The organism is Acrocarpospora catenulata, from assembly GCF_018476525.1.
In the GTDB taxonomy this organism is placed as follows: Bacteria; Actinomycetota; Actinomycetes; order Streptosporangiales; family Streptosporangiaceae; genus Acrocarpospora; species Acrocarpospora catenulata.
The window spans coordinates 102,241-118,501 of record NZ_JAHCST010000005.1; the positions used below are offsets into that span (position 1 = coordinate 102,241).

Genomic DNA, 16,261 nt, shown 5'->3' on the forward strand with positions numbered 1-16,261 from the left:
TGGCCTTCGGAGTGACTCAGAGCGGTATGAGCAGTTCGACGCGGGTGCCGCCGCCGCCGGGGCTGCTGTTCACGGCGACCGAGCCGCCGACGGCCCGGGCCCGTTCCTGCATGGATCGCAGGCCCACCCCGCCGCCGTGGACCGGCCGGCGGGTGGTGTCGAAGCCGGTGCCGTCGTCGTCGACGGAGGCGCGTAGTTCGTGCGGGGCGATGTCCACCCGGATGAGGACGATCGACGGCGCGCCGTGGCCGAGCGCGTTCCTGGCGGCCTCCCTCAGGATGAGGAAGGTCTCGTCGAGCACGTGGGGGGTGGCCCACATCTCGTTGCCGTTGACCTTGGCGCTGACCACCGCGTCCTCGGTGGAGGTGCTTTCGAGGTAACCGAGCAGCGCCTTCTCCAGGCTGTTCAGCGGGTCGGGCGGATGCAACTCGGAGGTGACGGCCCGCAGGTTGTGCATGGTCTCCAGGGTGGCCTGCATCGCGACCTGAACCTTGGCCAGCGCGGCCACCGGCTCACTGTCGCGGTACAGCTCGAACAGCTCCAGATGCCGCTGGGTGACGCTCACCCAGTGGCCGATCCGGTCGTGCAGCTCCCGGGCGATGCGCCGCCGCTCCTCCTGCTGGGCCTCGCGGACCCGGTTGAGCAGAAAACTTGAGTAGCCGGTCGCGGCCTCCCTGACCCGGGCGTTGATGCTCTGCTCCAGGCTCAGCACCGCCAGCGCGAACACCCGCCGGCCCTCCTCGTCTCCGGGGAGGTGCTGTTCCAGGGTGCGTACGACGGCCTGGAACCAGGCGGACGCGGCCCGCAGGGACTGCTCGGGATGCACGCCGGTCTCGGCGCGGGTGGCGCCGATCTCGTGGGCCAGCCGCGAGTGGTGACGGTCGAGGCGCAGTTCTCCGCCATGCAACGCCTCGCCCATGTCGTCAAGGATCTGCCCGGCGTTGGCCAGGGCCTGAGCGAGTGCCGTCCGGTCCCGGCTCAACGGATTGTCGGACTGCTCCAAAGCGCGTGCGTAAGCGTTCAGTATCTCCGCGCGATGGTGGTCGATGTAGCGCCGAGGGGTGTCCTCCGCCAACGAACCCTCCAACATGGAGGCGGCCGATTGGCTCCATCCTGGACCAGACCTATGAAATCGGCAATATGTTTTCCGCTGTTTCGGGCAACAACGCCGCGATATGCACCGCGTATTGCGTAACCATGAACAGACGGTAAGGGCGGCGTTGCCGAACGCGATTTCCGCGGGCCGCCGCGCTAAGGCAGAGAATGGCTATTCCGGTGGCCCCGGCCAGCATTGTCCCGGCGGACCGCAGTAATGGCGTGTCGAACGTGACCGAAACCGCGCAGAAGGTCAGCGCGAGCCCGAGCGCCGCGCCGGAGAGCACCCACCGCGCCCGCCGCTCGCCGAGGGCCGCGATCGCCGAACTGCGCCCGGCCGCCGCATCCCCGGCGATGTCCGGCAGATCCTTGGCCAGCGTGCCCACCACCGCCATCCACAACGACCCGGCCACCGCCAGCATCGGCAGCACGGCGATGTCCTGCACCGGCACGTTCGGCGCGGTGAACCCGGCGCAGTACGACAACAGCCCGCCGGACATCCCGACGACGGCCGTGGTGCTGGAGCGCCGCTTGAGGTAGAACGGCGGCCCCGAGTAGGCGAACCCGAGCACCAGCAGCGCGGCGACCAGATGGGGTGTCAGGCCGCCCAGCACGAGCGAGCCCAGCAACGCCGCCACGGCCGCGGCCAGCGACACCGTCAGCGCCGCCGCCGGCGCCAGGTCGCCCCGCGCGATCGGCCGCCGCGACCCGTTGACCTGGTCTTCGCGCAGGTCCATCGCCCCGTTGAACAGGTAGACCGCGAAGACCGCCAGTTCCCAGACCACGGCGGTGGCGCAGACCCGCGTCACGTCCCAGCCGGCCACCCGGGTCTCCAGCGCCGCACCCGTCGCGAAACGCATCAGGAAAATAACGAGAACGGATGGACGTGCCTCGGTCACGCACATTCCGAGGGTGCGGCCGAAGCCGCCGCGGAGCGGTTGCGAGAGAAGTCTGATGGTCGCCATGCCGGGGAGTATGCGCACTCTTTACGCAGGTCGTTAAGTGTGCTGCGCAGGAGGTGGTAGCCGGCGTACTCCTTTCGATACTCCACCGGTTCCTCCGGTCCACTTTCATTGCCCGCGCCCGGGCCCGGCAATAGCGTCCAGGCGTCGAGCACGTCTCGGACCGAGAAAGGAATTGCCGTGGACACCACGCGATACACACCTTTTCCCGCGGTCGGGCTGCCGGGGCGCCGCTGGCCGGACCGCGCCATCCAGGCAGCGCCACGCTGGCTCTCCACCGACCTGCGGGACGGCAACCAGTCCCTGGTCAACCCGATGGACCCCGCACGCAAACTCGTCATGTTCGACCTGCTGGTCCGCATGGGCTACAAGGAGATCGAAGTCGGCTTCCCGGTAGCCAGCCAGGACGACCACGACTTCGTGCGCATGCTCGTCGAACGTGACCTCATCCCCGACGACGTGCGCATCACGGTCATGACCCCGGCGCGCGACGAGCTGCTCCGGCGCACCCTGGAGAGCGTTCGGGGCGCCGCCCGCGCCACCGTGCACCTCTACAACGCCACCGCGCCGTTCTTCCGCGACGTCGTCTTCGGGATGACCCGGGACGAGTGCCGCGACCTCGCGGTGCAGGGCACCCGCCTGATGCTGAAGTACGCGGAAAGGTCGCTCGAGGGCTGCGATCTCTCCTTCCAGTACTCACCCGAGCTGTTCAACGAGACCGAACTCGACTTCGCGCTGGAGGTGTGCGAGTCGGTCATGGACGTGTGGGAGCCGGGGCCCGCCCGCGAGATCATCCTCAACTTCCCGACCACGGTCGAGCGATCGACCCCGAACCTGTTCGCCGACCAGATCGAGTGGCTGGACCGCAACCTGACCCGGCGCGAGCACGTGTGCCTGTCGATCCACCCGCACAACGACCGCGGCACCGGCGTGGCCACGGCCGAACTGGCGCTGCTGGCGGGGGCACAGCGGGTGGAGGGCTGCCTGTTCGGCAACGGGGAGCGGGCCGGCAACCTCGACCTGGTCACCCTCGGCATGAACATGTACAGCCAGGGCGTCGACCCCGGGATCGACTTCTCCGACATCACCGCCATCCGGCAGGTCGTCGAGCACTGCAACGAACTGCCCGTGCACCCCCGGCATCCGTACGCGGGGGACCTGGTCTACACCGCCTTCTCCGGGGCTCACCAGGACGCCATCCGCAAGGGCTTCCACGCGCGGGCACGCGCCGCCGAGCAGGCCGGCGCGGACCCGCGTGAGCTGCCGTGGACCATTCCGTACCTGCCGATCGACCCGCAGGACATCGGCCGCACCTACGAGGAGATCGTGCGCATCACCAGCCAGTCCGGCAAGGGCGGCGTCGCCTACCTGATGAGCTCCTGCCACGGCATCGACCTGCCGGAGGCCATGCGCGCCGACTTCGCCCGCGTCGTCCAGGCCGCCACCGATGCCGCCGGCGGCGAACTCCCGGCCGAGGACCTGGGCCGGCTGTTCGAACGCGAATACCTGGCCAGGGTCGCCCCGCTGGGCCCGCTCGTGCCGGTCACCCTCTACCTCCAGGGGGCCAGGCTCGACGCCCGGACCGGCGACGACGTGCACACTCTGGGCGGCAGCCTGGCGGCGCTCAACATCGACGTCCGCATGATCCACCGGGCCGGGGTGGCCGGCTCCGACCGGGTGATGGCCTACGCCGAGTGCGTGGTCGGCGGGCGTCCCGTCTGGGGTGCGGGCCGCGACCGCGACGTCATCGGCGCTTCCTGCGCGGCCGTGCGCTCCGCGCTGGCCCGGGCCTGAGGGGCGGTCATGGAACTCGCCGAACGCGACGAAGCCGTCGCACAGCTGCGCGGCCTGCTCGACGACGCCGTCCACGGGGAAGGCAGGATCGCCCTGGTCGGGGGAGCGATCGGCGTCGGCAAGAGCGCCCTCCTCGACGACCTGGTCGACCTGGCCTTCGAGCGTGGCGCGCTGGCCCTGCACGCGGTCTGCTCCAGCGCCGAGACCGAGCTGCCGCTGGCCGTGCTGGGCCAGTTGCTGCACAACGCCCCGCTCGTGGTCGCCGACCGCGAGCGCATGCTGAGCCTGCTCGACGAGGGCGTGCGCGAGACCGGCGACCGGGTCGACTCGCATGTGGCCCATGCGCTCTGCGCCATGCTGCTCGAACTGGCGGAACGTTGCCCGCTGCTGATCGTGGTGGACGACGTGCAGTTCGCCGACCAGGCGTCGTTGTTGTGCCTGTCCTACCTGGCGCGGCGGGTGCGGTTCCGGCACGTGCTGGCCGCGTTCAGCCACGCCGACGTGGCCTGGCACCCGCCGGCGCTCTTCCAGGCCGACCTGCTCCGCCAGCCGCACTGCCGGCACCTGCGGCTCGGCCCGCTCTCCCCGGCGGGCGTCGCCCGGCTGGCCGAGCAGGTCGCGAGCCCGGCGGAGGCCGCCCGGCTGCACCACGCCACCGGCGGCAGCCCCCTGCTGGTGACGGCCCTGCTCGCGGATCCCCCCGGCGGCGGCGAGAACTACGGCAGGGCCGTGCTCTCCTGCCTCGGCCGGGCCGAGCCGTGGCTGCCGCGGGTCGCCCGCGCGCTCGCCGTACTGGGGCAGGCCGGCGACGTCCGCCCCGGCGAGGTGAGCAAACTGACCGGCCTCGGCACCGACGCCGTCGAGTACGGCCTGCGCTCCCTGGCCGAAATGGGTGTGCTCGACGAGGCCGGCCGGTTCCGCCACCGCGCGGCGCCGGCCGCCATCCTCACCGACATGGACCAGGACGACCGGGCGGCCCTGCACCGCAGCGCCGCCGAGCTGGCCTTCCGTGGTGGCGCCGCGGCCGAGGCGGTCGCCGGGCACCTGGTGGCCGCCAGCGACGGCGGCGGCCCCTGGGCCGTACCCGCCCTGGAGGAGGCCGCCAGGACGGCCCTGGACGAGGGCAGGGTCGCCGACGCCGTCACCTACCTCACCTTCGCCGACGGCGCCTGCGCCGACGAGCAACGCCGGGCGGAGATCAAAACCCTGCTGGTCCGGGCCGAATGGCGCATCAACCCCGGCGCGCCCACCCTCTACCTGGCCGAACTGGCGGACGCGCTGCGCTCCGGCTGCCTGGCCGACGCCGACGCCGTCGTGCTGGCCAAGGCGCTCATGTGGCACGGCAGGTTCGACGACGCCGCCGACGTGCTCACCCACGTCGGCCCCGCGACCGGCATGGACGCCCGCGCCGTCGCCGAGGTGCGGGCCACCCGCGCCTGGCTGCGCTGCACCTACCCCCTGATGACCGGGCACCTGCCGGACGCGCCCGCCGACGGCCGGGTCATCACCTCCGCCCGCAGCATCCAGCGGCTGCAGGCCGCCGCCGGGCTCGCCACCGTGCTCACCGGCGAGCCAGGGGCCGAGGTCGTGCCCGACCTGGAACGCGTCCTGCGCGGGGCCCGGCTGGACGACATGTCCATGGACGCGGTCGAGTGCGCGCTGCTGGCCATGACCTTCGGCGGGCGGCTGGACCTGGCCGCGCCCTGGTGCGACGCGTACATCGAGGAGGCTGTCGCCCGCCGCGCGCCCAGCCGGCAGGCGCGGCTGGCCGCCATCCGGGCCGAGATCAGCCTGCGCCAGGGCGACCTGATGGCCGCCGACCGCTACGGGGAACTCGCCCTTCACCTGGTGCCCGCCACGAGCTGGGGCGTCGCGCTCGGCGGGCCGCTGTCCGTCCGGCTGCGGGCCCTGACCGCCATGGGCCGTCACGAGGAAGCCGCCGAGCTGGCGGTCCAGCCGGTGCCCGACCCGATGGCGAACACCCGTTACGGCCTGCAGTACCTGGACGCCCGCGGTCACTGCCATCTCGCGGCCGGTGATCCGCGTGCCGCCCTGCGTGACTTCAGCACCGTGGGTGAGCTGACCGCTTCGTGGGCGCTTGACCGCCCTGGCCTGGTCAGCTGGCGGCTGGGCGCGGCCGAGGCGCTGACGCGCACCGGGCGTTCCGCCCGGGCGCGCCAGCTCATCCAGGACCAGATCGGCCTTGCAGGTCCGCTGTTAACCCGCGAGTACGGCGCGGCCCTGCGCCTGCTCGCCGCCGCCGGAGAACCCCGCATCCGCCCCCAGCTGTTGCGCCAGGCCGCCGACCTGCTCCAGGAGGCCGGCGCCCGTTATGAACTGGCCTGCGCCCTGACCGACCTGTGCTCCGCCTACACCCGGGCCGGAGAAGCCCGCCGAGCCAGAACCGTCCGGAAACAGGCCCTCACCCTGGCCGAGGAGTGCGCGGCCGAACCCCTCGTCCGCGCGCTCTCCTCGGACGCAGAACCCGGCGGACGTCCCGAATCCTCCACCCTCAGCAGCGCGGAACGCCGGGTCGCCGACCTGGCCGCGATCGGCTACAGCAACCGCGAAATCGCCGACAAACTCTTCATCACCGTCAGCACGGTCGAACAACACCTGACCCGCATCTACCGCAAACTCAACATCAGCCGCCGCGACCTGCCCGTCGAACTGACCACCGCCCGCTGACCCTCTCGACAAAGCCCCGGCTCCAGCCGGGGCTTTGTCGAGACCGAGGGGATCTCAGGATTGGGTGACGAGCCGGAACGACTGCGCGCCGGTGCCGTTGCAGGTGTACTGCACCAACTGGACGCTGTTGGCGGTGGACGCGCCTGGCACGTCGATGCACTTGCCGCTGTGCCGGGCCGTGAAGTGGTAGTAACCGCCGCCTTCGGAAACGGCCAGCCATTGCTGGTTGTTGCCGCCGCCATAGGCCCACAGGTGCAGCAACGCGTTGTCCGCGGTGGACACCCCGCTCACGTCCACCACCTGGGCGGGGTTGTTGCGGTTGTTGATCCGCACGTAGCCGCCGCTGGTGGGCTGGAGCTGGAACTGTTGCGCGTAGGAGTTGTTGCAGGTGTACTGCTGGATCGCCGTCCCGTTCGCGGTGCCGGAGGAGCGGGCGTCAAGGCACTTGCCGCTGGTCTTGTTGACCAGGCTGACCCATGAGGCCGGGGGATTGGGGTCGCCGGCGCCGAACGGGCTCAGGATGATGCCGGCCGAGCGCGGGTCGCCGTCGTGCACCAGCGATTCGAAGGCGCCGACGTCGTCGAAGGCGAAGGCGTAGGCCTTCTTGTCGACCATGTTCGCGTGAATGATCTTCGCGTACTGGTTGGTTGGGTTGTTGAGGTAGAACTGGGACGCGTCCAGGCTGGGCTGGGTGTCGATGGTGCCGAGGGTGCCGCGGTTCAGGGCGGCGCACAGCGTGCGGGCGATCGGCCCGACGACCTGGTCGTTGGGCGCGTGCAGGTTGCCGTCGCAGCCCCAGACATGGGCGCTGGTCGGCTTGTTGAACGACGCGACCTGCTGTCCGGCGGAGTTGGTGAAGTTCATGACGTTGCCGCTGGTCCGGCCGAAGTACCTGATGGCGGGCTGGTCGGTGAACGGCACCACGGTCAGTGTCCTGCCGGTGTAGGCGTTCCACGCCGAGGTGATGTAGCCGTCCAGGTAGGTGGGGCTGAACAGGCCGGCCTCGGCCGCCTTGCCCGGCGCGAGGACGCGCAGCACGGTGCCGTCGGAACGGGTGTAGGCGGTGTTCGCCCATCCTGCCTGCGCCCGGATCGAGTTGATCGTGGTTTGGCGCCCGTTGGAGACGACGTCGCCGGTGCGCTTGGTGGCGCCGGTGGCGCCGGTCACGGTGACGGCGTGCGGGACGGCGAACATGTCGACCTGGGAGCTGTTGAGCCAGAGCCCGGAGTCGTTGTAGGTGAACTCGCTCCAGTCGAACAGGATGTCGCGGTTCGGGTCGCCGCTCGCCCACGGCGCGGGTTGCACGAGTCCGTCGGGGGTCAGGAAGAACTTGAGTTTCTCGCCGAAGGAGAAGTACGCCCGGCCGGAAAAGCCACGCGGGAACCGGATGGTCGTGCTGGCACCGTTTCCGGGTCCGGCGATGGACACGTCCGGGGCCGGTGACGGCGGAATCTGGCCGCCGGTCCAGGGGACGAAGGTGCCGGCCGCGTTGACGTAGCCGAGCCGGCCGGTGCTGAGGTTGACGCCGATCACGTACAGATAGACCGCGTCGGCGCGGCCTGTGCTGTTGGTTACGGTCACGGGCAGGAGAGCGGGTCCGATCGCCTGGGCGGGCGCAGGGGCGGCGAGCGCGATCGGAATGGCCATGGCGATCGCGGCCAGGGTGCCTAAGACCCTTCGCTTGGTAGGCATTTGCCAAAGTCCTCACATTCGTCGAGTGAGGCGGCTCAGGTAAGAGGAGCGGGACGGGTTCCCTCGCCGGGAAGAAGGTTCACGAGTACTCGTCTTGGAAGAGCCTCCAGTGTAGAGAGCGCTCTCGCAGGTTAGGCCGGGCTCCCTCGCTCGTCAATGGACAAGGGCGACGGGCGCGCCTCGCGCGGTCCGCCGCGGGAGGACCGCCGTTCCCTCGCATCCGCCCACGCCGGTGCCACCCGCTGGTCGACGTCGCAGCCCGCACCCCGAGGGCGTGCGGCGCCGGGGCGGCTGTGGCGCCGCGACACCGGACCGCATTGACCTGCACCGGAGGGATTAACCTCCGGGCAATCACTGAGAAACATTGACGAGAAGTATTCCGGGCGTTAGTTTGCGCGCTGAGAGAGCGCTCTCAGTGCAGTGGCGAGCCCGTCCGCTTTCTCCGGTGCGTCCCCGATTCCATCTCGAAACCGAGACATCACCCGCTGTAGCCACCGATCCGTCCGCCCCCCGACTCTCGCACCCCCGGTCGTCCCCCCACGGAGGAAAAATGGACCAGCCCATCGGGGCTCAGTTACCCGGCACCTCGCTGCCCAGCGCCGGCCCGCCGGCCCGCCGTACCGTGTCGCGGCCGGTCGTGGTCGGCGTGGTGCTGGCGATGATCGCCACGATGCTCGCCTTCGTGGCCGGCACGCCTGCCGCCCAGGCGGGCACGGTCGGCGCCGGGTCGTACGCCGATACGCTGCCGGCCGGCCGTGCCCTGCCGTCCGGCTGCGGATCGCTGTCGACCAACCCGCGCGCCTACGTCACCGCGAACGCCCCGGCCGGCGCGGTCCCCACCAACGACTGGTGGTCGTCGCTGCTGTTCAAGCGGCTCGACTGCGCCTACGGCGAGCCGCTGCACGCGCACCCGATCTCGTATGACACGTTCGCCGGCGGCCTCGGCTTCTCCTACAACACCGTGGCCGCGATCAGCGGCACCGCGACCGGCGTCGGGGAGTACCACTACCCGTACGTGCAGGACATCCTGGTCGGCGTGACCGGGCTGAACTCGCCGGACACCAAGGTGGACGGCTGGACGGACTGGACGGTCACCCCGTACTGGAGTGACGGCACGCGGACGCTGAAGGCCACGATCGGGCACGGCCTGCCGTTCGCCTACTTCCAGAAGACCGGCGGCAACGCGCAGATCACCACCAGCGGCACCCCGACCGTGTGGTCCAACAGCGGCGGGACCATCGGGTTCACCGTCAACGGCAAGGACTACCTCGGCTTCGCCCCCAGCGGCTCGACCTGGACGGTCAGCGGGACCAGCATCTCCTCGACGCTGAACGGGCAGAACTACTTCTCGGTCGCGGTGCTGCCGACGTCGCCGTCGACCCCGGCGGCCACCCGCACCAGCCTGGCGAACACCTACGCGCAGTACGCCCACGCGCACGTCACCGGCACCCGGGTGTCGTACTCCTACAACCCCGGCACCTCGAACGTCAGCACCACCTACACCTTCACCACCACGGCCCGGGAAGGCAACGCGAGCGGCACCGTCATCGCGCTCTACCCGCACCAGTGGAACTACCTGACCGGCTCGACGCCGCTGGCGCAGACCTACATCTCGGCGCGCGGCCAGATGAAGGTGGTCACCGGCACCTCGTTCAGCACGACGATGAAGTTCCAGGGTGTGCTGCCGGAGATTCCGGCGGTCGGCGACAACGCCGGTGGCGACCTGACCACCATCACCAACTACCTGAACGCGGAGCTCGGCGACCCCACAGCAGGCCTCGGCGACGACACCTACTGGACCGGCAAGGGCCTGGGCCGGGCGGCACGCATCGCGGAGATCGCCGACCAGCTCAACCTGACCGCTGTCCGGGACTCGGCGCTCAACCGCATCCGGACCAGGCTCAACGACTGGTTCACCGCCAGCCCGGGAAAGACCAGCCGGGTCTTCTACTACAACTCGGCTTGGGGCACCCTGCTCGGCTACCCGGCCTCCTACGGCTCGGACGCCGAGCTCAACGACCACCACTTCCACTACGGCTACTACATCGCGGCCGCGGCGACGCTGGCGAAGTTCGACCCGACCTGGGCGACCAACGGCCAGTACGGCGGCATGGTCGACCTGCTGATCCGAGACGCCAACAACTACGACCGCAACGACACCCGCTTCCCGTACCTGCGTGACTTCGACATCTATGCGGGCCACGACTGGGCGTCCGGGCACGGCGCGTTCGGCTCCGGCAACAACCAGGAGTCCTCCTCGGAGGGGATGAACTTCGCCAACGCCCTGATCCAGTGGGGTCAGGCGACCGGCAACACCGCCGTCCGCGACGCCGGCGTGTTCATCTACGCCACCCAGACCGCGGCGATCCAGGAGTACTGGTTCGACGTGCGCAACCAGAACTTCCCGTCCACCTTCGGGCATTCCACGGTCGGCATGGTCTGGGGCTCCGGCGGCGCGTACGCCACCTGGTTCAGCGCCGAGCCCGAGATGATCCAGGGCATCAACATGCTGCCGATCACCGGTGGCCACTTCTACCTCGGCGAGTACCCGGCCTACGTGCTGACCAACTACAACGAGCTGGTCACCAACAACGGCGGCCCACCGACGGTCTGGCAGGACATCCTCCAGGAGTTCCGGGCACTCGGCGACGGACCGGCCGCTCTGGCAGCTTTCCAGGCCAATCCAGGATTCACCTCCGAGGAGGGCGAGAGCAAGGCGCACACCTTCCACTGGCTGCGCAACCTGGCCTCGCTGGGTACGGTGGACACCACGGTCACCGCGAACCACCCGCTGGCGAAGGTCTTCGTGAAGAACGGTGTACGGACCTACGTAGCCTCCAACATCACCAACAGCTCCCTGACGGTGACCTTCTCCAACGGCACGACGCTGACCGCGCCGGCCGGCAAGACCGTCACCTCGGGCCTGTTCACCTGGAGCGGCGGCAACGCGACCGGGGGCGGCACGCCGTCGCCCAGCCCGTCGCCCAGCCCGTCCCCGTCCCCGAGCCCGTCGCCCTCGCCGTGCACACCGACCTCGCTGCTCTCGCAGGGCCGACCGGCCACCTCGTCGAGCATCGAGAGCGGCTACCCGGCCAACCTGGCGTTCGACGGCGACGGGGCCACCCGCTGGTCGAGCGCGTTCAGCGACCCGCAGTGGATCCAGGTGGACCTCGGCTCGGTGCAGAACATCTCGTCGGTGCAACTGACCTGGGAGACCGCTTACGGGCGGTCGTACCAGATCCAGACCTCCACCAACGGGACGACCTGGACCGACATCTACACCACCACCACCGGTGACGGCGGCACGGACAACCTGACGGTGTCCGGGTCGGGCCGCTACGTGCGGCTCTACGGTACGGCGCGCGGCACCGCATGGGGCTACTCGCTGTGGGAGTTCAAGGTCTACGGCGGTGGCGTCTGCACCAGCCCGTCGCCCAGCCCGTCGCCCTCACCGCCCGCTCAGTTCTCCGCCAACCGGTACCCGCAGTCGAACGGCTCGCTGCCGGGGACGACGGGTGCGGCCGGCAGCGTCACACTGGCCGCGGCCAATGGCAACCACGACGGTGTCCCGACCAACGCCGCCGTCTACAACGCGACCGGGCTGACCGGCACGTTCAGCGGCGCGGCCACCACGTTCGACGTGTTCGTGGACGCCGGGACCAACGTCGGCAACGCCACGCAGATCAGGGTCTCCTACGACCTGACCGGCAACGGCAGCTGGGACCGGGTGGAGACGTACGCGTACTTCGCCACCGACCCGGTGAGCGGCTGGGAGCACTACACCCAGGCGTCCGGGGTGAAGACGGCCACCGGCGCCCTCGGCAACCTGGCCAACGGCTCGGTGCGGGTCGAGATCTGGAGCGCGATCGGCTCCACCACGACCAACGTCGGGATCGGCAACCAGAGCGTCATCCGCCTGCCCTTCGCGTAGCCAATGACGGCGGCGGGCCGCACGAGCGGCCCGCCGCCATCACCATCGGTGACCTCCCCGGCATACTTCTTGCGCCTCGCATTCGAGGCCCAGGAACTCCACCAGGGTGACCTTGCCGCCCGCGGCTGTCGACGCGGACCAGCCATGAGTCGCGATCACCGCAATATTGATCTTGCGGGAGCGGTGTACTCCCGTTTCGTTCCCGATTTCATGGTCAGCGATCTTCGAAACGAAAAATCCCAGGCCGTTGACCTGGGATTCTCTGGGTGGACGATACTGGGAATGTGCCATCTGGGGGCAAAAGTCCAAGGTAGACCGGTTTCTGTGGGCTTGAGGGTCAGCACAACGTCAGCACGCGGCACGATCTTCTTCTGGCGTGATGGCCGCTTGATAGGCGTTCTCCATTGCTTCAAGGGCGCGGTCCCATGCCTCCTCAAGTAGGTGTGCGTAGGTCTTGTAGGTCTCGTTGATGTCCTTGTGGCCGAGCCAATGGGACAGGTCGGTGATCGGGATGCCCTGGGAGAGTTGCATGGAGGCGTAGGCGTGTCTGAGGCCGTGGATGGTGAAGTCCTCGGGGAGTCCGGCCGCCTTGGCAGCGGCCTTGAACTTGACGCGGAACACTTCATGGTTCACGTACGGGTGCCTGCGTCCCTGGAACAGGTAGCCGTCTTCGTTGCTGCTGTGGCTGTCCAGGTGGGTGGTAATGACCTTGTGGATGAACCGGGGAAGGGGGATGTCCCGGTATTCGCCTTCCTCTCGGTGCTTGAGCGGGCCTAAGCCGTGCTTCTGGGTGACCTGCTGGGAGATTCTGATTCGCTTGCCGCCGAACAGAAGGCAGTCTTCGTTGAAGGCGAGGACTTCGCCGATGCGTAGGCCGCACCCGGCCATGAGCCAGACGGTTGCCGCCCAGTCGGGGGGCATGCCCTCGGCGAGTTTGGCGATCTGTGCCCAGGTGGGGACGTAGAAGTCTTTCCGCCTGGTTGCGGTGGGGAGTTCGATCTCGGTGCAGGGGGACTCGGGGATGAGCTTGTCTCGTACGGCTTCATCCATGATCGAGTTGATCACGGCGTAGCAGCCGTTGACGGTACTGGGGGAGTAGCCGTCTGCCCGCATCGTGGTGATGAGGTCCTTGATGTGCTGCCGCTTGATCCCGTTGAGCTTGAGGTGGCCGAGCGCGGGTGTGATGTGGTTGCGGAGGTAGGAGCGGTAGCGCTCCAGGGTGTTGGGCTTGAGGACTCGCCCGATCAACCACTTGGTGGTGCAGTCGGAGAAGAGGATGTTGCCCGCCTTGGGGTCCAGGGTGCGGCGTAGGCCCGTGACCTTGTCGGCCTTGATCTCCAGGATGAATGCTTCGGCGTCGCGTTTCATCTCGTGGGGGTAGGACTGCTCTTTCTGGGGGGTGCCCCGGCCTCCGAGCCGGTAGCGGACGGTCCAGGAGTGCGGGCACTTGTTCCAGGTGCGTTCAGCGGTCTTGCGGTCGTCGGAACTGCGGAGGTCGAGTTTGCGCGCGGCTTTGGTGTCGGCGCATTCGCATTTCTTGAGCAGGTTGGCCACTTAGGTTTCTTTCTGGGAGAGCAGTTGCTGTGCTGTGGAGGTGAGTTCGGCGCTGAGGGTGGTTCCGGTGCGGGTTTGGAGGAGCAGGCCCATGTCCCGGGCGCGGCGGACGCGGGCGCTGATGGTGTTGCGGGAGACGCCGGAGGCTTCGGCCATGACGTGGATCGGGCGTCGCTCTCCTGTGTATATAAGGCGGACATATTCGGCAGCCACGAGGGCGTAGTCATGCGGGGTCTCTACGCGCTCGGGCAGCGGCCGGGGGGCTTCCTCGGGATAGAAGGTGGCCCGTAGGCGTGGCAGCCATTCGGCGAGGGTCTTGCGGGCGTCGCCTAGGGGGACGGCTCGTAGGACGTCCAGGGTGATCCCGTCGCGTTCTTTAGTTTTGTCGGGGTCGAACTCCTCTCGTATGCGGACTTCCATGGGTCCGCTGATGGGTGCGCGGAGGTCTGCGGAGATGATCACTGTGCAGCCCTGCACGTCGTAGACGCCGATGAGGTCGGCGGGCTGGCTGTCGTACCGTGCGGCGGGGTAGAGGGCCCAGCCGGGTGGGAGAGTCCAGCCGTGAGGGCTGAGGTCGATGGGTTCCACATCACCAAGTTAACACACGGCACCCGGCTTGCGCCATGTGTCATATCTGGCCTATCGTTGAACCAGGCACACGGAAACAGGTTGCAACCGTGTGCTAGTGGCTCCTTGACAACTCAACAGCGGACGACAGCCCCCACCAGCGCTCCATGTGGGCGCGGAACCCACCCCCGGCAGAAAGAGCAGCGTTTGAGCAGCGGCGGCAGCAATCGACTCATGTCGGTTGACGACGTGGCGGACTACTTGGGCGTGTCCAAGGCCACGATCTACGGCCAGTGGAAGACCTGGGGCTTGCCCGGCTTCAAGATCGGCAAGCACCTCAGATTCAGACAGCGCAACGTGGAGACCTGGCTAGAACGCCAGTCCCTCTAAACGATCATCAGCGAAGGGATTCGATCATGACTGAACGGAAGACAGAAGACGGCGGTATGGACCGCCAGCGACTCACCGTGGATGACCTGCTTTGGGTGGTCGATGAGATCGAGGTCGATGGCAAGGTGTATCGCCACAAGATGTTGGTTCCGAAGGAGGGCAGGTACAGGCAGATCATGGATGCTCTGGGGTACGCGCTCCGGCAGGACGGGGCCGATAACCAGAGTCTGCGGATGGGCGCATGACGCTACCTGAACAAGCGTGGGGGAAGCTCTTCCAGCGTTATGCGAGCAGTATCGGCCGGAAGGGGGTCGGGCTGTCCCTGGATACCCGGCTGTTGCTGGTGGCGATAGGCCGGGCCAACAACACCGGTCATGCCGTCTTCATCCCCGGAGAACTACAGCGCATTCTCGGTCGTGGACTGCCGGACGGCACGCGCAAGCCTGCCTCTCGCTCGACGGTCTACGCGACTCTCAAGAAGCTTCGTGAGGCCGGGTTGATGATGCCGGGAGGAGGTGAGACATGCGTGTGGCTCGTGCGGGAGTTGTGGGAACGGCAGAGGGCGCGGGGATCGCTCTGCCCCATCCACCGCACCTACAAGCCCGGATACATCACCCGCCCGGACACTGGGGAGGCCGCCTAGATCTGCCGTCCAGTTCTACGGAATCGGACTGAATGGTTTTCGATTCCCGGACTGGGTTGCCCGTCTGGCGTGGGCAAACACGACACCCTCTCTACTTCTCCTATGACAGGAGGGTGAGGAGGGTAACGACGAACCTCATCCAGGAGGGGCGGCCGGTTCAGGGCCGCCCCCACGGGGGAGTTCCTAGTGGGCGTCTTCGAGACGCCCCCAAGTTTCTTTACTTTCCTCAACTTGTGTGTGGCCCCGGTCTCCGTGCCGGGGCCCACTTCTTTCTTTCTTCTTCAAGAGTGGGATCTCCTGTGACACACATCACAGGTTCCATGTCCGGACCTTCTGTCATTGTCCGCCCTATATGCATGTGAGTGAGGGGGCCCAGCCCGTAAGGCTGACGGCGTCTGATCCCTCAGTAAAGGCAGTCCTCCGGGCTGCCTTTTTTCATGCCCGCCGCCCGGAACGGGTCGGCATCGATTGGAGATCCGAAATGGACGACAGCACGACTGAGGCGACCACCGTAACGGAGCAGGTCGCCGACGTTGATGGAACCCCGCAGTTCGAGAACGACGCGGAACGGTGGAAGTACTTTTCCCGCGTCAACGAGAACAGGTGGAAGAAGGCCACCGCTGACCTGGAGGCCGCTACGGCCAAGGTCGCGGAACTGGAGCAGATCATCTCCCAGAGACGCGAACAGGACACCCTGACCCAGATCCGCACCATCGCCAGCGAGCGCGGTGTCGAACTGGATGACGAGGCCATGGCCGCGCTCAACCTCACCGCCTTCGTGACGGAGGCCGGAGAGATCGACTCTGCCGCACTTACCGGGTTCCTCAGCCGTTTCGGTCCCACTCGGCCCAAGTTCGCTCAGAACCTCGGCATCGGTCCACAGGGACGGAACGGCTCATCTCGACCGAGCATCCCTCTCGACGCCCGCCAGCGTCGATGACTGTC

At 68.2% G+C, this 16,261-nt stretch carries 12 protein-coding genes; 7 read left to right on the top strand and 5 right to left on the bottom strand.

Translation table 11 applies throughout. From position 1 onward, the window contains the following. Positions 1-16: 16 nt before the first annotated feature. Positions 17-1,075, bottom strand: coding sequence for a sensor histidine kinase (locus KIP79_RS07015; protein ID WP_214103855.1), 1,059 nt, complete (start codon positions 1,073-1,075; stop codon positions 17-19). 49 nt (positions 1,076-1,124) lie between these two features. Further along, a complete protein-coding gene (locus KIP79_RS07020) occupies positions 1,125-2,060 on the bottom strand; it encodes a UbiA family prenyltransferase (RefSeq protein ID WP_214103856.1) in 936 nt (311 codons plus the stop codon). A 177-nt stretch (positions 2,061-2,237) separates the two neighbouring features. Between KIP79_RS07020 and KIP79_RS07025 the strand changes: the two genes are divergently transcribed. Together KIP79_RS07025 and KIP79_RS49235 are read left to right on the top strand one after the other, a co-directional pair. After that, on the top strand, positions 2,238-3,851 hold the full coding sequence (locus KIP79_RS07025) for a 2-isopropylmalate synthase (RefSeq protein WP_214103857.1): 1,614 nt from the start codon (positions 2,238-2,240) through the stop codon (positions 3,849-3,851). A 9-nt stretch (positions 3,852-3,860) separates the two neighbouring features. Next, positions 3,861-6,539 carry a helix-turn-helix transcriptional regulator gene (locus KIP79_RS49235; RefSeq protein WP_214103858.1) on the top strand — a complete coding sequence of 893 codons (2,679 nt, stop codon included), beginning with the start codon at positions 3,861-3,863 and terminating at the stop codon, positions 6,537-6,539. A gap of 54 nt (positions 6,540-6,593) precedes the next feature. On the opposite strand, the gene KIP79_RS07035 is transcribed toward KIP79_RS49235, so the two are convergent. After that, positions 6,594-8,231: a beta-1,3-glucanase family protein gene (locus tag KIP79_RS07035; protein WP_214103859.1), complete on the bottom strand. Its 1,638-nt coding sequence runs from the start codon at positions 8,229-8,231 to the stop codon at positions 6,594-6,596. Between the two features lie 550 nt (positions 8,232-8,781). On the opposite strand from KIP79_RS07035, the gene KIP79_RS07040 reads away from it, so the two are divergent. After that, a complete protein-coding gene (locus tag KIP79_RS07040; protein WP_250212809.1) occupies positions 8,782-12,162 on the top strand; it encodes a glycosyl hydrolase in 3,381 nt (1,126 codons plus the stop codon). A 348-nt stretch (positions 12,163-12,510) separates the two neighbouring features. Here the strand turns inward: KIP79_RS07040 and KIP79_RS07045 are convergent, their stop codons facing one another. Then, positions 12,511-13,716 (bottom strand): tyrosine-type recombinase/integrase, encoded by a 1,206-nt coding sequence (locus tag KIP79_RS07045; RefSeq protein ID WP_214103860.1) that lies wholly within the window; start codon positions 13,714-13,716, stop codon positions 12,511-12,513. Next, positions 13,717-14,304 carry a hypothetical protein gene (locus KIP79_RS07050; RefSeq protein WP_214103861.1) on the bottom strand — a complete coding sequence of 196 codons (588 nt, stop codon included), beginning with the start codon at positions 14,302-14,304 and terminating at the stop codon, positions 13,717-13,719. It abuts the gene before it with no gap. Between the two features lie 213 nt (positions 14,305-14,517). Between KIP79_RS07050 and KIP79_RS07055 the strand changes: the two genes are divergently transcribed. The 4 genes from KIP79_RS07055 to KIP79_RS07070 all read left to right on the top strand — a co-directional run bounded on the left by KIP79_RS07055 (position 14,518) and on the right by KIP79_RS07070 (position 16,256). After that, complete coding sequence (locus KIP79_RS07055; RefSeq protein ID WP_214103862.1) at positions 14,518-14,673, top strand: helix-turn-helix domain-containing protein; 156 nt, start codon at positions 14,518-14,520, stop codon at positions 14,671-14,673. A 26-nt stretch (positions 14,674-14,699) separates the two neighbouring features. Further along, a complete protein-coding gene (locus tag KIP79_RS07060) occupies positions 14,700-14,918 on the top strand; it encodes a hypothetical protein (protein WP_214103863.1) in 219 nt (72 codons plus the stop codon). After that, on the top strand, positions 14,915-15,316 hold the full coding sequence (locus tag KIP79_RS07065) for a hypothetical protein (RefSeq protein ID WP_214103864.1): 402 nt from the start codon (positions 14,915-14,917) through the stop codon (positions 15,314-15,316). The genes KIP79_RS07060 and KIP79_RS07065 overlap by 4 nt, the downstream gene beginning before the upstream one ends. A 481-nt stretch (positions 15,317-15,797) precedes the next feature. After that, a complete protein-coding gene (locus tag KIP79_RS07070; RefSeq protein WP_214103865.1) occupies positions 15,798-16,256 on the top strand; it encodes a hypothetical protein in 459 nt (152 codons plus the stop codon). Positions 16,257-16,261: the final 5 nt, after the last annotated feature.

Excerpts from the sequence above, each read along its gene's own strand:
- KIP79_RS07020 (WP_214103856.1), bottom strand. The coding sequence starts at position 2,060 with ATGGCGACCATCAGACTTCTCTCGCAACCGCTCCGCGGCGGCTTCGGC.
- KIP79_RS49235 (WP_214103858.1), top strand. The coding sequence starts at position 3,861 with ATGGAACTCGCCGAACGCGACGAAGCCGTCGCACAGCTGCGCGGCCTG.
- KIP79_RS07035 (WP_214103859.1), bottom strand. The coding sequence starts at position 8,231 with ATGCCTACCAAGCGAAGGGTCTTAGGCACCCTGGCCGCGATCGCCATG.
- KIP79_RS07040 (WP_250212809.1), top strand. The coding sequence starts at position 8,782 with ATGGACCAGCCCATCGGGGCTCAGTTACCCGGCACCTCGCTGCCCAGC.
- KIP79_RS07055 (WP_214103862.1), top strand. The coding sequence starts at position 14,518 with ATGTCGGTTGACGACGTGGCGGACTACTTGGGCGTGTCCAAGGCCACG.
- KIP79_RS07060 (WP_214103863.1), top strand. The coding sequence starts at position 14,700 with ATGACTGAACGGAAGACAGAAGACGGCGGTATGGACCGCCAGCGACTC.
- KIP79_RS07065 (WP_214103864.1), top strand. The coding sequence starts at position 14,915 with ATGACGCTACCTGAACAAGCGTGGGGGAAGCTCTTCCAGCGTTATGCG.
- KIP79_RS07070 (WP_214103865.1), top strand. The coding sequence starts at position 15,798 with ATGGACGACAGCACGACTGAGGCGACCACCGTAACGGAGCAGGTCGCC.